This window comes from Streptomyces sp. NBC_01116 (assembly GCF_041435495.1).
Taxonomy (GTDB): Bacteria; Actinomycetota; Actinomycetes; order Streptomycetales; family Streptomycetaceae; genus Streptomyces.
This window is the reverse complement of record NZ_CP108644.1, coordinates 6364485-6381031: the sequence shown is the minus strand read 5'-3', so window position 1 is coordinate 6381031 and position 16547 is coordinate 6364485. Positions and strand designations below refer to the sequence as shown.

Sequence of the window (16547 nt, the reverse complement as noted above, 5' to 3'; positions counted from 1 at the left end):
GGGTTCCGCGCGGCCGTCAGGAGATCTTGACGGGGTTCACGATGTCGGCCACCAGGACCAGCAGCGTGAAGCAGATGAAGAGTCCGGCGACCACGTAGGCGACCGGCATCAGCCGGGCCACGTCGAACGGGCCGGGGTCGGGACGCCGGAAGACCTTGGCCACATTGCGCCGCAGGGACTCCCAGAGCGCGCCCGCGATGTGGCCGCCGTCCAGCGGGAGCAGCGGGAGCATGTTGAACAGGAAGAGCGAGAGGTTGAAGCCCGCGAGCAGGAACAGCATCATCGCGACCTGGTTCTGGGCCGGGATGTCGAGGTTCATCACCTCGCCGCCGATCCGGGCCGCGCCCACCACGCCGACCGGCGAGTCGTCGGCCCGCTGGCCGTCGCTGAAGGCGGCGTCCCAGAGGGCCGGGATCTTGGACGGCAGGGCGATGATCGAGTCGACGCCGTTCTCGATCATGTCGCCCATGCGGACGGTGGAGTCGGCGAAGGAGAGCGGCACGATCTCGGTCCGGGCGGCGAAGCCGAGGTAGCCCGCCTTGATGAACTGGTCCGGGACGACCTGGCCGTTGCCGTCCTTCTTCGCGACGGCGTTCTCGCGCAGGACGGCGTCGAGGGTCACCTGCCCGCCGTCGCGCTCGACGACGATGGTGGCGGGGCCGATGGTCTCGCGGATGCGGTCCGAGAGCGTCGCCCAGTCGTCGACCCTCTTCCCGTCGAAGGCGACGATCTTGTCGCCCTCCTGGAGGCCTGCGGCCTTGGCGGGCGAGACCGGGTCGCCGTCCTTGCAGGTCTCGCGCTTGTCGCTCTGCGAGATCACGCACTGCTGGACGCCCGCGACCTCGGTGGTCTGCGTCTGGAAGCCGAAGGTCATCGCGACGCCCATGAAGATGGCGACCGCGAGGATGAGGTTCATGAAGGGGCCCGCGAACATCACGATGACGCGCTTCCACGGCTTGCGCGTGTAGAAGAGCCGCTTCTCGTCGCCCGGCTCCAGCTCCTCGTAGGCGGCGGAGCGGGCGTCCTCGATCATGCCGCGCCACGGTGAGGTGGAGCGGGCCTCGAGGCGGCCGTCGGCTCCCGGCGGGAACATCCCGATCATGCGGATGTAGCCGCCGGCCGGGATGGCCTTGATGCCGTACTCGGTGTCGCCCTTCTTCTTCGACCAGATCGTCGGGCCGAATCCGACCATGTACTGCGGCACCCGGATGCCGAACATCTTGGCCGTGGAGAGGTGGCCCAGCTCGTGCCAGGCGATGGAGAAGAGCAGGCCCACGACGAAGACGGCGATCCCCAGGACCGTCAGCAGGACCGAGGTCAGACTCATGCGCGCGCCTCCGCTGTCGCTTTCGCCGAGAGTTCCCGGGCCCGTGCGCGGGCCCACGTTTCCGCTTCGAGGACGTCCGCGACGCTGAGCGAGGTTCCCGGGGCGGGGGTGCCGTGTTCCGACACCACAGCGGTGACCGTATCCATGATTCCGTTGAAGGGCAGCTGTCCGGCGAGGAAAGCGTCCACGCATTCCTCGTTCGCCGCGTTGAAGACGGCCGGCGCGGTCCCGCCGAGCCCGCCGACGTGCCGGGCGAGGCCGACCGAGGGGAAGGCCTCGGTGTCCAGCGGGAAGAACTCCCAGCTGGCCGCCTTCGTCCAGTCGAAGGCGGGGGCGGCGTCCGGGACGCGCTGGGGCCAGCCGAGGCCGATGGCGATGGGGCCGCCCATGTCCGGCGGGGTGGCCTGGGCGAGCGTGGAGCCGTCGCTGAACTCGACCATGGAGTGCACGTAGGACTGCGGGTGGACCACGACCTCGATCCGGTCGAACGGGATGTCGTAGAGGAGGTGCGCCTCGATGACCTCCAGGCCCTTGTTGACCAGGGTCGCGGAGTTGATGGTGATCACCGGTCCCATCGCCCAGGTCGGGTGGGCGAGCGCCTGCTCCCGGGTGACGTCGGCCAGTTCCTCGCGCGTACGGCCCCGGAAGGGTCCGCCGGAGGCGGTGACGACGAGCTTGCGGACGTCGGCGCGGGTGCCCGCGGCCAGCGCCTGGAAGAGCGCGGCGTGCTCGGAGTCGACCGGGATGATCTGGCCGGGGGCGGCGAGCGCCTTCACCAGCGGGCCGCCGACGATCAGCGACTCCTTGTTGGCGAGGGCGAGCGTGCGGCCCGCCTTCAGCGCGGCCAGGGTCGGGGCGAGCCCGATGGAGCCGGTGATGCCGTTCAGCACGGTGTGGCAGGCGCTCGCGGCGAGGGTGGTGGCCGCGTCGGGTCCGGCCAGGATCTCGGGGAGCGGCTCGCCGGGCCCGTAGCTCTCCCGCAGCGCCGTGCGCAGGGCGGGGACCGCGTCCTCGGCGGCGACGGCGACCGTGCCGACCCGCAGCCGGCGGGCCTGCTCGGCCAGCAGGGCGACCCGGCCGCCGGCGGCCGAGAGCGCCGTGACCCGGAAGCGGTCGGGGTTGCGCAGGACCAGGTCGATGGCCTGGGTGCCGATGGACCCGGTGGAGCCGAGGATCACGAGATCCCGGCGGCCGTCCGCGGCGTCGAAGACGAGATGCGGATCGGCGAGGGGGGCGGGGCTGTCGCTCATGCCCCCATTGTTGCCGCTCCGGCTGAGTGCGGGGACAGCGCGTCCCGGGTGGGCCGCGGATTCACCGGGTCCGCGGCCCCGGCGGCGGGCCCGGGGGTATCCGGCGTCACGCCCACGGGCCTCCGGTTTCCGGCTCGCGGGCTCCGGTTTCAGGCCCGGGGGCTGCCGGTTTCAGGCCCGCGGGCTCCCGGCGAAGTCCGCGAACACCTCGTGGAAGCGCGGGAACGTCTTGCGTACGCAGCCGGGGTCGTCGTACGTGAGACCGGGGGTGCGCAGTCCGGCGACCGCGAAGGACATCACGATCCGGTGGTCGCCGTGGGTGGCGATCCCGGTCGGCTTCGGCGTCCCGGGGTGGATCTCGATCCAGTCGGGCCCGGTGTGGACGGTGACGCCCATGGCGCGCAGGTTCTCGGCGCACGCCTCCAGCCGGTCGCACTCCTTGACCCGGGTGTTGGCGACGTCCTCGATCCGCACGGGTCCGTCCGCGAAGGGGGCGATGGCGGCGAGGGTCGGCATGGTGTCGGAGATGTCGCGCATGTTGACGGTGAGGCCGCGCAGCCGGCCGGTGGAGCGGACGGTGGTCGCGTCCGGGCCCACCGCCACCTCGGCGCCCATGTCCCGCAGGACGTCGACGAAGCGCAGGTCGCCCTGGAGCGCGCCGATGCCGAGGCCGGGGACGGTGACCTCGCGGCCGGTGAGGGCCCCGGCGGCGAAGAAGTAGCTCGCGGTGGAGGCGTCGGGCTCTACGGCGTAGGCGGTGGCCCGGTAACCGCCGGAAGGGACGGTGAAGGTGTTCCCCTCCCGCAGCACCTCCACGCCGAAGCCGCGCATCATCGCGAGGGTGATCTCGACGTACGGCGCGGAGACCAGGTCGGTGACCTCGATCCGCAGCCCCTTCGCGGTGAGCGGTCCGAGCATCAGCAGCGCGGTGAGGTACTGGGACGACTCCCCCGCGTCCAGGGTGATCTCGCCGCCCTCGATCCCGGCGGCCCGGACGGTCAGCGGGTGGTGCCCCTCGGCCGCCTCGTGGCGCAGGTCGACGCCGAGGGCGGTGAGGGCGCGGGTGAGCGGGGCGAGCGGGCGGCGGCGCATCTGGGCGGAGGCGTCGAAGCGGTACGTGCCGGAGGCGGCGGCCGCGACGAGGGTGGGCAGGAAGCGGGCGGTGGTCGCGCCGTCGCGGCAGTAGACGTCGGCGTCGCGCACGGCGGGCCCGGCGGGGCGGCCCTCGACGTGCCAGCGGTCGGCCTCCCGGTCGACCGCGTAGCCGAGGCTCTTCAGGCCCTCGGCGAAGCCCTCGGTGTCGTCCGAGCGCAGCGGCCTCAGCAGGGTGGTGGTCCCGTCGGCGGCGGCGGCCAGGAAGAGGGCGCGGGCGGTGACGGACTTGGAGCCGGGGATGTCGATGACGGTCACGGCCTCATCCTGCCCTGCGGCGGGCGGGCCGGCGGGGTGCGTCCGGTGCGTGGACGTGGTGGACGCACCCCGTACGGGACAGCGCTCAGCGCACCGGGCGGTGCCGGTTCTCCCGGGCGGAGGGTCCCGGGGTGGCGTCCGCGATCCAGGGGCCCTCGCCGCTGGGGTCGACGACGCCCTCCTCCAGCCAGGTGTACGTCCCCGACAGGACGCCGTCGACGACGCGCCGGTCGAGGTCGTCGGTGTTGGACCACAGGCGGGTGAACAGCTCCTCGACCCGGACGCGGGCCTGCCGGCAGAAGGCGTCCGCGAGCTGGTAGGCCTCGCGGCCGTGCCCGCCCGCCCCGCGCAGGTGCTCGGCGCGGACGCAGGCGGCGCTCATCGCGAAGAGCTCCGCACCTATGTCGACGATCCGGCCGAGGAAGCCCTGCTTGGTCTCCATCCGCCCCTGCCAGCGGGACATGGCGTAGAAGGTGGACCGGGCGAGCTTGCGCGAGCACCGCTCGACGTACCGGAGGTGCCCGGAGAGGTCGCGGTGGCCGGAGGGGTGGAACTCGGCGTACGTACGCGGGAGTTGTCCGGCGCCCGTGACCAGCTGGGGCAGCCAGCGGGCGTAGAACCCGGCGGCGTTCGCGCCCGCCCTCGCCTTGGCGGAGAGCGGCTTGTCGGGGTCGATGATGTCGCCCGCGACCTTGAGGTGGGCGTCGACCGCCTCGCGGGCGATCAGCAGGTGCATGATCTCGGTGGAGCCCTCGAAGATCCGGTTGATCCGCATGTCCCGGAGCATCTGCTCGGCGGGTACGGCGCGTTCGCCGCGGGCGGCCAGCGATGCGGCGGTCTCGAAGCCGCGGCCGCCACGGATCTGGACCAGTTCGTCGGCGATCAGCCAGCCCATCTCGGAGCCGTACAGCTTGGCGAGGGCCGCCTCGATGCGGATGTCGTTGCGATCCTCGTCGGCCATCTGCGAGGAGAGGTCGACGATGGCCTCCAGGGCGAAGGTGGTGGCCGCGATGAACGAGATCTTCGCGCCGACCGCCTCGTGCCCGGCGACGGGCCTGCCCCACTGCTCCCGGACCCCGGACCATTCGCGGGCGATCTTCAGGGACCACTTGCCGACGCCCACGCACATCGCGGGCAGCGAGAGACGGCCGGTGTTGAGGGTGGTCAGGGCGATCTTCAGCCCGGCCCCCTCGGGCCCGATCCGGCACGCGCCGGACACCCGGACCCGGTGGAAGCGGGTGACGCCGTTCTCCAGGCCGCGCAGGCCCATGAAGGCGTTGCGGTGCTCGACGGTGACGCCGGGGGCGTCGGCCTCGACGACGAACGCGGTGATGCCGCCGGGATGCCCCTCGGAGACGGGGACCCGGGCCATGACGACCAGGAGGTCGGCGACGACGCCGTTGGTGGTCCAGAGCTTCACGCCGTCGAGGACGTAGTCCGGCCCGTCGGGCACGGCGGAGGTGGCGAGGCGGGCCGGGTCGGAGCCGACGTCCGGCTCGGTCAGCAGGAAGGCGGAGATGTCGGTGGTGGCCAGCCGGGGCAGGTAGACGTCCTTCTGCTCCTGGGTGCCGAAGATCTTCAGGGGCTGCGGTACGCCGATCGACTGATGGGCGGAGAGCAGCGCGGCGATCGCGGGGCTGGCCGAGCCGACCAGGGCGAGCGCCTTGTTGTAGTACACCTGGGTGAGGCCGAGCCCGCCGTAGGTGGTCTCGATCTTCATCCCGAGCGCGCCCAGCTCCTTGAGCCCGCTGATCACCTCGTCGGGGATCTTCGCCTCGCGCTCGATCCGCGCGCTGTCGACCTGTGTCTCGCAGAAGGTGCGCAGCCGCGCCAGGAACTCCTCGCCGCGCCGGATGTCGTCGGGCGGCGGCAGGGGGTGCGGATGGATCAGGTCGAGGCGGAACCGCCCCAGGAACAGCTCCTTGGCGAAGCTCGGCTTGCGCCAGTCCTGCTCCCGGGCGGCCTCGGCGACCCGTCGGGCCTCGCGTTCGGTGACCTTGGGCGCCCTGGGGACCTGGGGGGTGTTGTGTGGTGCGGACATGAGGGACCTCACCTCGCCGCTCGTCGCTGCTGCTACTGGGCTGCTCTGGTCCGTATGTAACCCGTCCACCCGTGGTTCGGCACCCGCACCGGCCCCCGCGGGCGGATACGCGGACGGCCCGAACCCCCGCACAGTCGGGTTCGGGCCGTCCGGTGCGCGCCCCCGCCCGCACCCGCTGTCCGGGCGGGGGCGCGGGCGGGGGTCGTCCGGGGTGTTACAGGGCGAGGCCGGTGAGGACCAGGACGCGCTCGTAGGTGTAGTCGTCCATGGCGTAGCGGACGCCCTCGCGGCCGACGCCGGACTGCTTGGCGCCGCCGTACGGCATCTGGTCGGCGCGGTACGAGGGGACGTCGCCGATGATCACGCCGCCGACCTCCAGGGCGCGGTGGGCGCGGAAGGCGGTCTGGAGGTCGTGGGTGAAGACGCCGGCCTGGAGGCCGTACTTGGAGGAGTTGACGGCGGCGAACGCCTCGGCCTCGCCGTCCACCTTCTGGAGGGACATGACCGGGCCGAAGACCTCTTCGCAGGAGAGCTTCACGTCGTCGGGGAGGCCGGCGACGACGGTCGGGGCGTAGGTGGCCCCGTCGCGCTTGCCGCCGGTGAGCAGCTGGGCGCCGCCCCGGACGGCCTCGTCGACCCAGGACTCGACGCGCTCGGCCGCGTCCTCGCTGACGAGGGGGCCGACGTCGGTGGCGGCGTCGGCCGGGTCACCGGTGACCAGGGCCTCGACGGCGGCGACGATCTTGGGGACGAGCCGGTCGTAGACGGCGGCGTCGGCGATGACGCGCTGCACGGAGATGCAGGACTGGCCGCCCTGGTAGTTGGAGAAGGTGGCGATCCGGGTGGCGGCCCAGTCGAGGTCCGCCTCGGACGCGTAGTCGCCGAGGACGACGGCCGCGCCGTTGCCGCCGAGCTCCAGGGTGCAGTGCTTGCGGGGCACCGACTCCATGATCGCGTAGCCGACCGGGCCGGAGCCGGTGAAGGAGATGACCGGCAGCCGCTCGTCCTGGACGAGGGCGGGCATCTTGTCGTTCGGGACCGTCAGGACGGACCAGGAGCCGGCCGGGAGGTCGGTCTCGGCGAGCAGCTCGCCCAGGACGAGGGAGGAGATCGGGGTGGCCGGGGCGGGCTTGAGGATGATCGGGGCGCCGACGGCGATGGCCGGGGCGACCTTGTGGGCGCTGAGGTTCAGCGGGAAGTTGAAGGGCGCGATGCCGAGGACGGCGCCGCGCGGGAAGCGCCGGGTCAGCCCGAGGCGGCCGGTGCCGCCGAGGTCGGTGTCGAGCCGCTGGGCCTCGCCGCCGTTGAAGCGGCGGGCCTCCTCGGCGGCGAACCGGAACACGGACACGGCCCGGCCGACCTCGCCGCGGGCCCACTTGATCGGCTTGCCGTTCTCCGCCGAGATCAGCTGGGCGATCTCCTCGGTGCGCTCCGTCAGCCGCCGCACGACGTGGTCGAGGGCCGCGGCCCGGACGTGCGCCGGGGTGGCGGCGAACTCGTCGCGCACCGCGTGGGCGGCGGCGACGGCCTCCTCGACCTGGGCGTCGGTCGGCACGCTGACGGTGCCGACGAGGCGTCCGTCGTACGGGTTGGTGACGTCGAAGCTGTCGGCACCGGTGGCCTGGCGGCCGGCCACCCAGAAGGCGTGGGGCGAAGTCATGGAGGTTCCGGCCCTTCGGAGGTCGTGAGGAGGTCGTGACCGAAGTCGCGACGAAGATCGTGGGCGCCCGGGAGGCTCCCCTCTGTGGTCCCACGGTAGGGCGCGAGGGGCGCGATCGCGTTTGTCCGGGGTGGAGTGGGGCGGGTGTCCGCTGCTCCGATTTGGCCAGGGCTCTCGCGTGGGCCCGGAGCTACTCCTCGGCGGGCGTCGCCGCCTCGGTCGTCTTGAGGGCGAGCCACAGCTCCATGCGGACGTCCGGGTCGTCCAGCGAGCGGCCCAGGATCTCCTCCACGCGGCGCATCCGGTAGCGCAGGGTGTGCCGGTGCACGCCCAGGTCGGCGGCGGCGGCGTCCCACTGGCCGTGGCGGGAGAGCCAGGCGCGCAGGGAGGCCACGAGGTCGCCGCGGCCCTTGGCGTCGTGCTCGTACAGCGCGCGGAGCATGCCGTCGGCGAAGGCCCGTACCGCGTCGTCGGCGAGGAGCGGCAGCACCGAGCCCGCGGCCAGCTCCTCGTGCTCGACGAGCGCCCTGCCGCGGCGGCGGGCGACGGAGAGGGCCTGTTCGGCCTGCTTGTACGCGGCGGAGACGGCGATCGGCCCGGAAGGGGCGGAGAGGCCGACCACGACGTCGCTGTCCTCGGCGCCGCCCTCGCGCGGGGCGCGGTCGTCCTGGGCCTCGGCGTAGGCGGCACAGGCGGCGACGGCGGCACCGCCGTCCGCGGCCAGCACGACGACGCGCTCCGCCTCGGGGACCAGGAGCAGCGCCTCGCCGGTCCGGGCTGCGGCGGCCTCCATCGTCTCGGTGAGCAGCTCGGACCCGGCGGGGACGGCGGCCTCGGCGATGAGCAGCCGGAACGGGGCGTCGAGCAGCCCGCCGTAGAGGTCTCCCGCGACGGCCCGCGCGTGGTCGGGCTGCCCGGCGAGCAGCATGCGCAGGACGGCGGCGCCCAGGCGCTGCTCGGCGCCCTGGAGGGAACGGGAGCGGGCGGTGGTCAGGGTGAGCAGGGCGACGGCGGAGTGCACGGCGTAGCGCTCGGCGGTCCCGAGCGCCGCTCCCGTACCGACGGCCAGCGCGCCGCGGGCCCGGCGGCCGAGGCCCAGCGACTGGAGCTCGACCCGGTCCTCGCTGCCGCCGACGACGACGCTGGCGGGGGCGGGGCGGTCCCGGAGGCGTTCGACGTCGGGGGTGAGGCGGGCGGCGCGGCGGGCGGCCCAGTCGGGGGCGGCGGCGAGGACCGCGCCGGAGGTGTCGTACAGCGCGGCCCAGCCGTCGATGTGCGCGGCGAGCCGGGCGAGGAGGTCGGCGGGCCCGTCCCCGGCGAGCGCGGCCTTCGTCAGCTCGCGCTGGGCCTCGAAGCCGGCGGTGACCGCGCGGTACTGGTCGGCGGCGATGGCGGCGGAGACGGCCTTGCTGATGGCGATGAACGGGGTGCGGCGGGGGACTTCGAGGAGCGGCAGCCCGGCCTCCTCGGCGGCCGCCACGAGGGCGGCCGGGACGTCGTCGTAGTTCACCCCGACCGCGAACCCCACCCCGGCGACCCCGGCCCCGGCGAGGCGCCGCACGTAGCGCCGCATGGACTCGGGGTCCTCGGCATCGAGATTGGTGGCGGTCACGAGGAGGAGTTCGCCGCCGTCCATGTACGGGACGGGGTCGGCCAGCTCGCTGGCGTGGGCCCAGCGCACGGGGGTGCCGAGCCGGTCCGCGCCCGCCCGCACGGTGAGCTTGAGCGCCGAGTGCTGGACGAGCGAGGCGAGCGTTGGGGGCATGGGCCGGGAACCCTCAAGGTCGGGGACGGGGTCGCGGCGCCGCCGTACGGACGGCCGGATCGCCGGCCGGATCGGTGACGCCGAATTTCGCCGTCGCGTATGAACGGCTGTCTCCGATTCTGCCAGGGCGGCAGAGTGCCGGTAACCGCTCTCTCAGCCGCCTTTCGCGCTACTTCCCGGTAGCCGCCTCAGGCCCTCCCCGCTGCTGCGTCAGCGCCTCCCGGCAGGCGCGTCAGCCGTCGAGGTGGACGAGGAGAGGGGGTGCGTGTTCGCCCTGGACCGTGGCCAACCGGATGACCGCGTGGCCGGCGGGCACCGCGTAGGCCAGCTCCGAGGCCGACCAGCGCTCGCGCTCGACCTGCCGGACGGTCACCGCGTCCGTGGTCACGGCCTTGCCGGTGACGAGCTTGCGCAGGGCGTGCAGGGCGCGGGTGAACGGCTGGTCCGCGAAGACGGTGTGCTGGGCGACCTCGCGGGTCTCGACCCATTCCTTGCCCCAGGCCTCGGCGAAGCGTTTGCCGTCCCAGGTGGTGATCCCGGAGAAGGCGGCCGTGCAGCCGACCGCCCCGAGCAGCGGAGTGTGCAGGGTCTCGGGGACGTCGTCGACGGTACGGAGGGCGAGGACGGCGCCCGCGTTGACCGAGCGCAGCCTGCGGATGCCCCGCACGGTCTCGGCGGTCACGGCGTGGGTGGCGTCGTCCAGGACGAGGCAGGCGAAGAGCGTGGTGTCGGTACGGGCCGCGGTGATCGCGGTGAACTGGGCCAGGAGGAGCCGCGTGAGGAGCCGGGACGCCTCCGCGTGGCCGCGCTCCGGCAGGTCGACGCGGACCCGCAGCGGATGCTGGCCGAGTGCCCGCAGCGAGAACGGTTGGGCGTCCGGGCCGGTGGCGAAGAACCCGGTGAACGCGGGCCGGTCCAGCAGGGCGACCCGGTCGGCGAGGGCCGGTGCGGGGTCGCCGGGTCCGCCCGCCTGCCGGGACCGCGCGTCCAGCTCGCGGAGCATCGCGTGGTGGCCTGCGGATTCGAGGGAGGCGCGCAGGCCGGCGAGCGCGGCCGGTGTGCCGTCGAGGAGTTCGCGCAGTTCCGGGACGGAGGGGAAGTGGCCGTGGGCGGCGCGGTAGGGGCCGAGCAGCTGGGCGAGGACCGTGGCGGCCCGGCGGCTGTCGAGGCTGCCGACATCGCCGACGAGCCCTTCGGCGAGGACGGCCGCCGCCTCGTCGGGGTCGGTGGTGCCGCCGTACAGGTCGAGGTCGTGGGCGGAGCCGGGGTGGCCGACCCGGACAACGACGTCGAAGGCGTCGTCCGGTCCGAGCAGGGCGCCCGCCCCTCCGACGGCGAGGACAGCGGCCTGTCCGGCCAGTGCGCGCAGGGCGAGGGCCTCGACGACCGGCCGGATCAGCCGGGCGGACTTCCCGGCGCCGGGCGGCCCGACCGCGAGCAGGGAGGTGCCGAGCAGCGCGGGTTCCAGGGCGAGGCCCGTGCCCCGGCGGACGTAGGGGTTGTGCGGGTCGTCCGCGCACCGGCCGATCCTGACCTGGCCGGTGAGGACGTCATGACGGGCTCCGCGCCGGGGTAGGTCGCGGTGTCCGGAGGGGTGCAGGGCCGCGGCTCCGCCGGTCCGCAGGACGGCCTCCGCGAGGGGGGCGAGCCGGTCGGGCCGCCGGGTGGCGAGCGCCCACGCCTGCCGGAGCCGGGCCACGTCCACGTCGTTCATCCGGCCGGTGCGGACCTCGGCGGTGAGGGTGTCCGCCGCGTCGGTCCAGCCCGCGGCGCGCAGCTCGGGCCACTGGTCGGCGGAGGTCTCGGCCGCGGGCGCCGCCGCGTGGCCGTCCGCCGCCCGCTCGGCGGTCCCCCGGCGTGCGGCGATCAGTTCGCGCCAGCGGCCGAGCCGGGCGAAGGGGTAGAGCACGGCGGCGGCGATCACGGCGTAGACGACGTTGACGACGGTCTGGCTCTGGTAGATCTCGCCGCCCGCGACGGAGGCGACCAGGACCAGGACCGGGCGGACGACCGGAAGCGTCTCCTTCCAGACCAGCACTTGGGCCAGGCCCGCCGCGGCGGCTGCCGCGAGCGCGAGGAAGGGCTGCCCCCGGTCGGCGACATGGCGGCGGAACAGCTCGGCGAAGTTGCCGATCCGGCCGCAGCCGTAGGCCAGCAGGCCGAAGAGGATCGCCTCGTACACCGTGAGGGCGTCGCTGCCCTCGATGGTGCGGGGGCCGCCGGACGTGCCCGGGTTCCACCACTCCCCCGGAGTGAACAGCTTCAGCGGGACGAGACGGTAGGGCAGGTAGCCGTTGCGCCACAGCGACCACAGCAGCAGCGCGGAGAGCAGCGAGATCAACGCGCCGACCAGCAGCGACCGGTTCGAGACGCCCTCGGGCTCCTCGGGCGGCGGAGGGGTGTATCCGTAGCGCCAGACGCCCGGTTCCTGCGGCGGGCGGGGCGTGCGCAGCCAGGCGTCGACCGGGGCCCCGGGGAGCGGCTGCTCGACCGGCGGGGCCGATCCGGGCCGGGCCGGGCGCTGCTCGACGGGCGGGGCCGCCGGACGGGGGCCGGCGGCGGGCGGGGGCACCCGCGGCGGGGTCGTGGGCGGTGGCGGGAGGGCCGGTCCGGGGACCCTGCCCGCGCTCGATCCCCGTACGCCCCGCGTGCCGTCGTCGTCCATGAACCACTGCCCCCTTGACCTGCCGGTCCGTCCGCTGCCCCGGTCAATCTAGTGGGCGCACACGGTGAGTTCAGCAACGCGCCCGGATAGTGACCGTCCTGGAAGGCGATGCGGACGCGACCGCCCCGCCCCGCCGTCCGTCGGCCATCCGTCCGCCACCTGTCCGCCAAGGACAAGGACACGCCGCCACCACTCCCGATCGGAGCATGCCCGCACCCCTCCCCCGCCCCTAGCCTGCGAGGAGAAGAGCGTCCGAAACACCCCCAGGAGCCCCTCATGACCGCAATCCCGCAGGAGCGCCGCGTCGTCACTGCCATCCCCGGCCCGAAGTCGGTGGAGCTGCAGGCCCGCCGTCTCGCCGCCGTCGCCGCAGGTGTGGGCTCCACCCTGCCGGTGTTCACCGCCCGCGCCGGCGGCGGGATCATCGAGGACGTGGACGGCAACCGTCTGATCGACTTCGGGTCCGGGATCGCCGTGACCTCCGTGGGCGCGTCCGCCGAGGCCGTCGTGCGGCGCGCCACCGCGCAGCTCGCGGACTTCACCCACACCTGTTTCATGGTCACGCCGTACGAGGGGTACGTCGAGGTCTGCGAGCAGCTCGCCGAGCTGACGCCGGGCGACCACGCGAAGAAGTCCGCCCTGTTCAACTCGGGCGCCGAGGCCGTCGAGAACGCGGTGAAGATCGCCCGTGCCCACACCAAGCGCACCGCCGTCGTCGTCTTCGACCACGGCTACCACGGCCGCACCAACCTCACCATGGGCATGACCGCGAAGAACATGCCGTACAAGCAGGGCTTCGGCCCGTTCGCGCCCGAGGTCTACCGCGTCCCGGTCGCCTACGGCTACCGCTGGCCGACCGGGCCCGAGAACGCCGGCGCCGAGGCGTCCGCGCAGGCCATCGACGAGATCACCAAGCAGATCGGCGCGGACAACGTCGCCGCGATCATCATCGAGCCGGTGCTCGGCGAGGGCGGCTTCATCGAGCCGGCCAAGGGCTTCCTCCCGGCGATCGCGCGGTTCGCGAAGGACAACGGCATCGTGTTCGTCGCGGACGAGATCCAGTCCGGCTTCTGCCGTACCGGCCAGTGGTTCGCCTGCGAGGACGAGGGCATCGTCCCGGACCTGATCACCACGGCCAAGGGCATCGCCGGCGGTCTGCCGCTGTCCGCCGTGACGGGCCGCGCCGAGATCATGGACGCCGCGCACGCGGGTGGCCTGGGCGGTACGTACGGCGGCAACCCGGTGGCCTGCGCCGGTGCGCTCGGGGCCATCGAGACGATGCGCGAGCTGGACCTGAACGGGAAGGCCAAGCGGATCGAGGAGGTCATGAAGGGCCGCCTCGCCGAGATGCGGGCGAAGCTGCCGAACGGCGACATCATCGGTGACATCCGGGGCCGCGGCGCGATGATCGCGATCGAGCTGGTGAAGTCCGGCACGAAGGACCCGGCCCCGGAGGCGGCCGGCGCGCTCGCGAAGGCCTGTCACGCCGAGGGCGTCATGGTCCTGACCTGCGGTACGTACGGCAACGTCCTGCGCTTCCTGCCGCCGCTGGTGATCGGCGAGGACCTGCTGAACGAGGGCCTCGACGTGATCGAGCAGGCATTCGGCACGCTCTGATCCTTCGAACCCGGGAACGGGCGGCGGCGGCCTTCGGCCGCTTCCGTCCGCCATCCGGGTGAGGGCCTGTGAAGAACGTGTGCGGGGGCGATGGCGGGAGGTGGTGGCGACTGTCGGCCACCCCTCCACTGCCGTACGGTTTCTGCAGATGAGAGAAACACCTCGGTCGCGGGAAACCGCGGCCGACGCCGGGCCGGGGCTTCCCCAGCGCCGTCCCGGGCGTGCGTTCGCGCACACCGGAGCCTCCGGCTCCGGGACTCCTCACCGATCGGACGGCCGCCCGCCCCACACCCCCCGGGGCGCGCGGCGAACCGATCTCGCCGGCCATCCCGGAACAACCCCCCCTGTTCCCGGGTGGCCGGCCCCTCTCGTTCTCCGCTTCCTCGGCCTGCTCGCGGCACTCTTCTCGCTGATCACCTGGCAGGTCGCCGTCGAGGGTCCGCTCCTGCGGCTCGACGAGCGCGTGGGCGGGGAGCTGTTCGGCCACGGCCCGGCCGGGCTGACCCAGGTCTTCTCCGACCTCGGCGGGATGCCGGTGGCTCTTCCGGTGCTGACCTGCGCGATCGGGTACGCCCTGTGGCGTCGTGCCCTGCGGCTCGCCGTGTACGCGGCCCTCACCATGGCGGCGGTGCCCGCGCTGGTGATCCCGCTGAAGGTGGCCACCGCCCGGCAGGGCCCGCTGACCGAGGCGGTCAACTACTTCCCGTCCGGCCATACGGCCACGGCCGCCGTGGCGTACGGGGCGTCGGCCCTGGTGCTGCTGGCCCTGCCCCGCCCGTCGTGGCTCCGGGGGGCTTCCTGGCCCCGGGCGTGGATGATGCCCGTCGCCGCGATCCTGTTGACCACGGCGACGGGCATCGGTCTGGTGCTGCACGGCTACCACTGGCCGCTGGACGTGCTGGCCAGTTGGTGCCTGGGGCCTTGCGTGCTCGCGCCCCTGTGGTGGGTCAGCTGCCGAAGTAGGCGTCGAAGTTCTTCGAGAACTCCCAGTTGTTGAAGCGGTCCCAGTTGATCGACCAGGTCATCAGGCCGCGCAGGTCGGACCAGGTCCCGTGGGTCTGGTAGGAGCCGCAGTCGGTCTTCTTGGTCAGGCAGTTGAGCGCCTTGTTGACCTCGGCCGGTGAGGTGTGGCCGTTGCCCGCCTGGGTGGAGGCCGGGAGACCGATGGCGACCTGGTCGGGGCGCAGGCCCGGGAAGACCCGGCTGGTGTTGCCCGCCACCGGGAAGCCCGCGAGCAGCATGTCGGTCATCGCGATGTGGAAGTCCGCGCCGCCCATGGTGTGGTACTGGTTGTCCAGGCCCATGATCGGGCCCGAGTTGTAGTCCTGGACGTGCAGCAGGGTCAGATCGTCGCGCAGGGCGTGGATGACCGGCAGGTAGGCGCCGGCGCGCGGGTCCTGGCCGCCCCAGGGGCCGGAGCCGTAGAACTGGTAGCCGAGCTGCACGAAGAAGGTCTCGGGCGCCATCGTGAGGACGAAGTCCGGGCCGTACTTCGCCTTGAGGGACTTCACCGCGGAGATCAGGTTGACGATCACCGGCGAGGTGGGGCTGCGGAAGTCGGTGTCGCCGGTGTTGAGGGAGAGGGAGTGGCCCTCGAAGTCGATGTCCAGGCCGTCCAGGCCGTAGGTGTCGATGATCTTCGAGACGGAGGTGACGAAGGCGTCCCGGGCGGCGGTGGAGTTGAGCTGCACCTGTCCGTTCTGGCCGCCGATCGAGATCAGCACCTTCTTGCCCGCGGCCTGCTTGGCCTTGATCGCGGCCTTGAACTCCGCCTCGGACTCGACGTTCGGGCACTCGGCGACCGGGCAGAGCGCGAAGCGGATGTCGCCGGAGGTGACGGAGGTGGGCTCGCCGAAGGCGAGGTTGATGACGTCCCAGGAGGCGGGCACGTCCGCCATCCGGGTGTAGCCGGAGCCGTTGGCGAAGCTGGAGTGCAGGTAGCCGACGAGGGCGCGGGGCGGGAGCTTGGTGCCGCCGCCGCCTCCGCCGCCCGCCGTGGTGGTCGCGGTGACGGCGGCCGACTGCGCGGACTCGCCGGCCGCGTTGGTGGCGCTGACCTGGAAGCTGTACGCGGTGGAGGCGGTCAGGCCCGTCACGGTGGCGGAGGGACCGGTGGCCGTGGCGACCTTCGTACCACCTCGGTAGACGTTGTAGCCGCTCGCGCCGGAGACGGCGTTCCAGGAGAGGGCGACGGAGGAGGAGGTGATCGCGGTGGTCTTCAGGCCGGCGGGGACGGCCGGGATCACGACGGGTTCGCCGCCGGGTCCTACGAGGGTGAGGTCGTCGGCGTAGTAGGCCGGGGTGCCGTACCAGCCGTGGGTGTAGACGCTCACCGAGGTGGTGGAGGGGCCGGTCTTGAAGGTGGTGGTGAGCTGCTTCCACGCACCGGGGGACTGGGTCCAGGTGGAGACGTCGGTGGTGCCGGTGCCGGACGCGCCGAGGTAGACGTAGCTGCCCTGCACCCAGGCGCTGAGCGTGTACGAGGAGTTGGGCTTGACCGTGATGCTCTGGGAACACTTCGCGTGGTCGCTGCCGGCCGGGGTCGCCTTGAGCGCGGAGGTGCCGCTGCGGGCGGGCGTGGAGACGGCCGCGCCGCTGGAGTTCGCGCAGTTCCAGCCGTCCAGGCCGGCCTCGAAGCCGCCGTTGCGTGCCAGGTCCACATCGGCGGCGCCCGCCGCCGGGGCCATGGCGACCAGGGCTCCGGCGGCGAGCAGGCCGGCCGAGCAGACGGCCAGAAGTCTGGAGAATCCGACAGTTGGTCCGGTGCGTTCCACAACAGCCTCCGCGCAGGGGGGAATTCGGGTTGGCGTGC

Annotated in this window: 10 protein-coding genes; 2 read left to right on the top strand and 8 right to left on the bottom strand. The window is 73.3% G+C overall.

Annotated features, from left to right (window positions below):
* Nucleotides 1–16: 16 nt before the first annotated feature.
* The 7 genes from OG245_RS28255 to OG245_RS28225 all read right to left on the bottom strand — a co-directional run bounded on the left by OG245_RS28255 (nucleotide 17) and on the right by OG245_RS28225 (nucleotide 12118).
* The gene (locus tag OG245_RS28255; protein ID WP_371626210.1) at nucleotides 17–1327 is read right to left on the bottom strand and encodes an RIP metalloprotease; all 1311 of its coding nucleotides are present in this window, start codon (nucleotides 1325–1327) and stop codon (nucleotides 17–19) included.
* The gene (gene dxr, locus OG245_RS28250; protein ID WP_371626209.1) at nucleotides 1324–2577 is read right to left on the bottom strand and encodes a 1-deoxy-D-xylulose-5-phosphate reductoisomerase; all 1254 of its coding nucleotides are present in this window, start codon (nucleotides 2575–2577) and stop codon (nucleotides 1324–1326) included. The genes OG245_RS28255 and dxr overlap by 4 nt, the downstream gene beginning before the upstream one ends.
* 171 nt (nucleotides 2578–2748) lie before the next feature.
* A complete protein-coding gene (gene aroA, locus OG245_RS28245) occupies nucleotides 2749–3987 on the bottom strand; it encodes a 3-phosphoshikimate 1-carboxyvinyltransferase (protein ID WP_371626208.1) in 1239 nt (412 codons plus the stop codon).
* A gap of 85 nt (nucleotides 3988–4072) precedes the next feature.
* Entirely contained in the window at nucleotides 4073–6028 is a 1956-nt protein-coding gene (locus tag OG245_RS28240) for an acyl-CoA dehydrogenase family protein (protein ID WP_371626207.1), read from the bottom strand.
* Nucleotides 6029–6242: 214 nt separating this feature from the next.
* Nucleotides 6243–7688 carry an aldehyde dehydrogenase family protein gene (locus OG245_RS28235; RefSeq protein ID WP_371626206.1) on the bottom strand — a complete coding sequence of 482 codons (1446 nt, stop codon included), beginning with the start codon at nucleotides 7686–7688 and terminating at the stop codon, nucleotides 6243–6245.
* A 190-nt stretch (nucleotides 7689–7878) separates the two neighbouring features.
* Nucleotides 7879–9453 carry a PucR family transcriptional regulator gene (locus OG245_RS28230; protein ID WP_371626205.1) on the bottom strand — a complete coding sequence of 525 codons (1575 nt, stop codon included), beginning with the start codon at nucleotides 9451–9453 and terminating at the stop codon, nucleotides 7879–7881.
* A 232-nt stretch (nucleotides 9454–9685) separates the two neighbouring features.
* On the bottom strand, nucleotides 9686–12118 hold the full coding sequence (locus OG245_RS28225) for an ATP/GTP-binding protein (RefSeq protein WP_371626204.1): 2433 nt from the start codon (nucleotides 12116–12118) through the stop codon (nucleotides 9686–9688).
* 276 nt (nucleotides 12119–12394) lie between these two features.
* On the opposite strand from OG245_RS28225, the gene gabT reads away from it, so the two are divergent.
* A complete protein-coding gene (gene gabT, locus OG245_RS28220; RefSeq protein ID WP_371626203.1) occupies nucleotides 12395–13735 on the top strand; it encodes a 4-aminobutyrate--2-oxoglutarate transaminase in 1341 nt (446 codons plus the stop codon).
* A 148-nt stretch (nucleotides 13736–13883) separates the two neighbouring features.
* The gene (locus tag OG245_RS28215) at nucleotides 13884–14732 is read left to right on the top strand and encodes a phosphatase PAP2 family protein (RefSeq protein WP_371626202.1); all 849 of its coding nucleotides are present in this window, start codon (nucleotides 13884–13886) and stop codon (nucleotides 14730–14732) included.
* Here the strand turns inward: OG245_RS28215 and OG245_RS28210 are convergent.
* Nucleotides 14683–16509 (bottom strand): chitinase, encoded by a 1827-nt coding sequence (locus tag OG245_RS28210; RefSeq protein WP_371626201.1) that lies wholly within the window; start codon nucleotides 16507–16509, stop codon nucleotides 14683–14685. The genes OG245_RS28215 and OG245_RS28210 overlap by 50 nt on opposite strands.
* Nucleotides 16510–16547 lie beyond the last annotated feature (38 nt).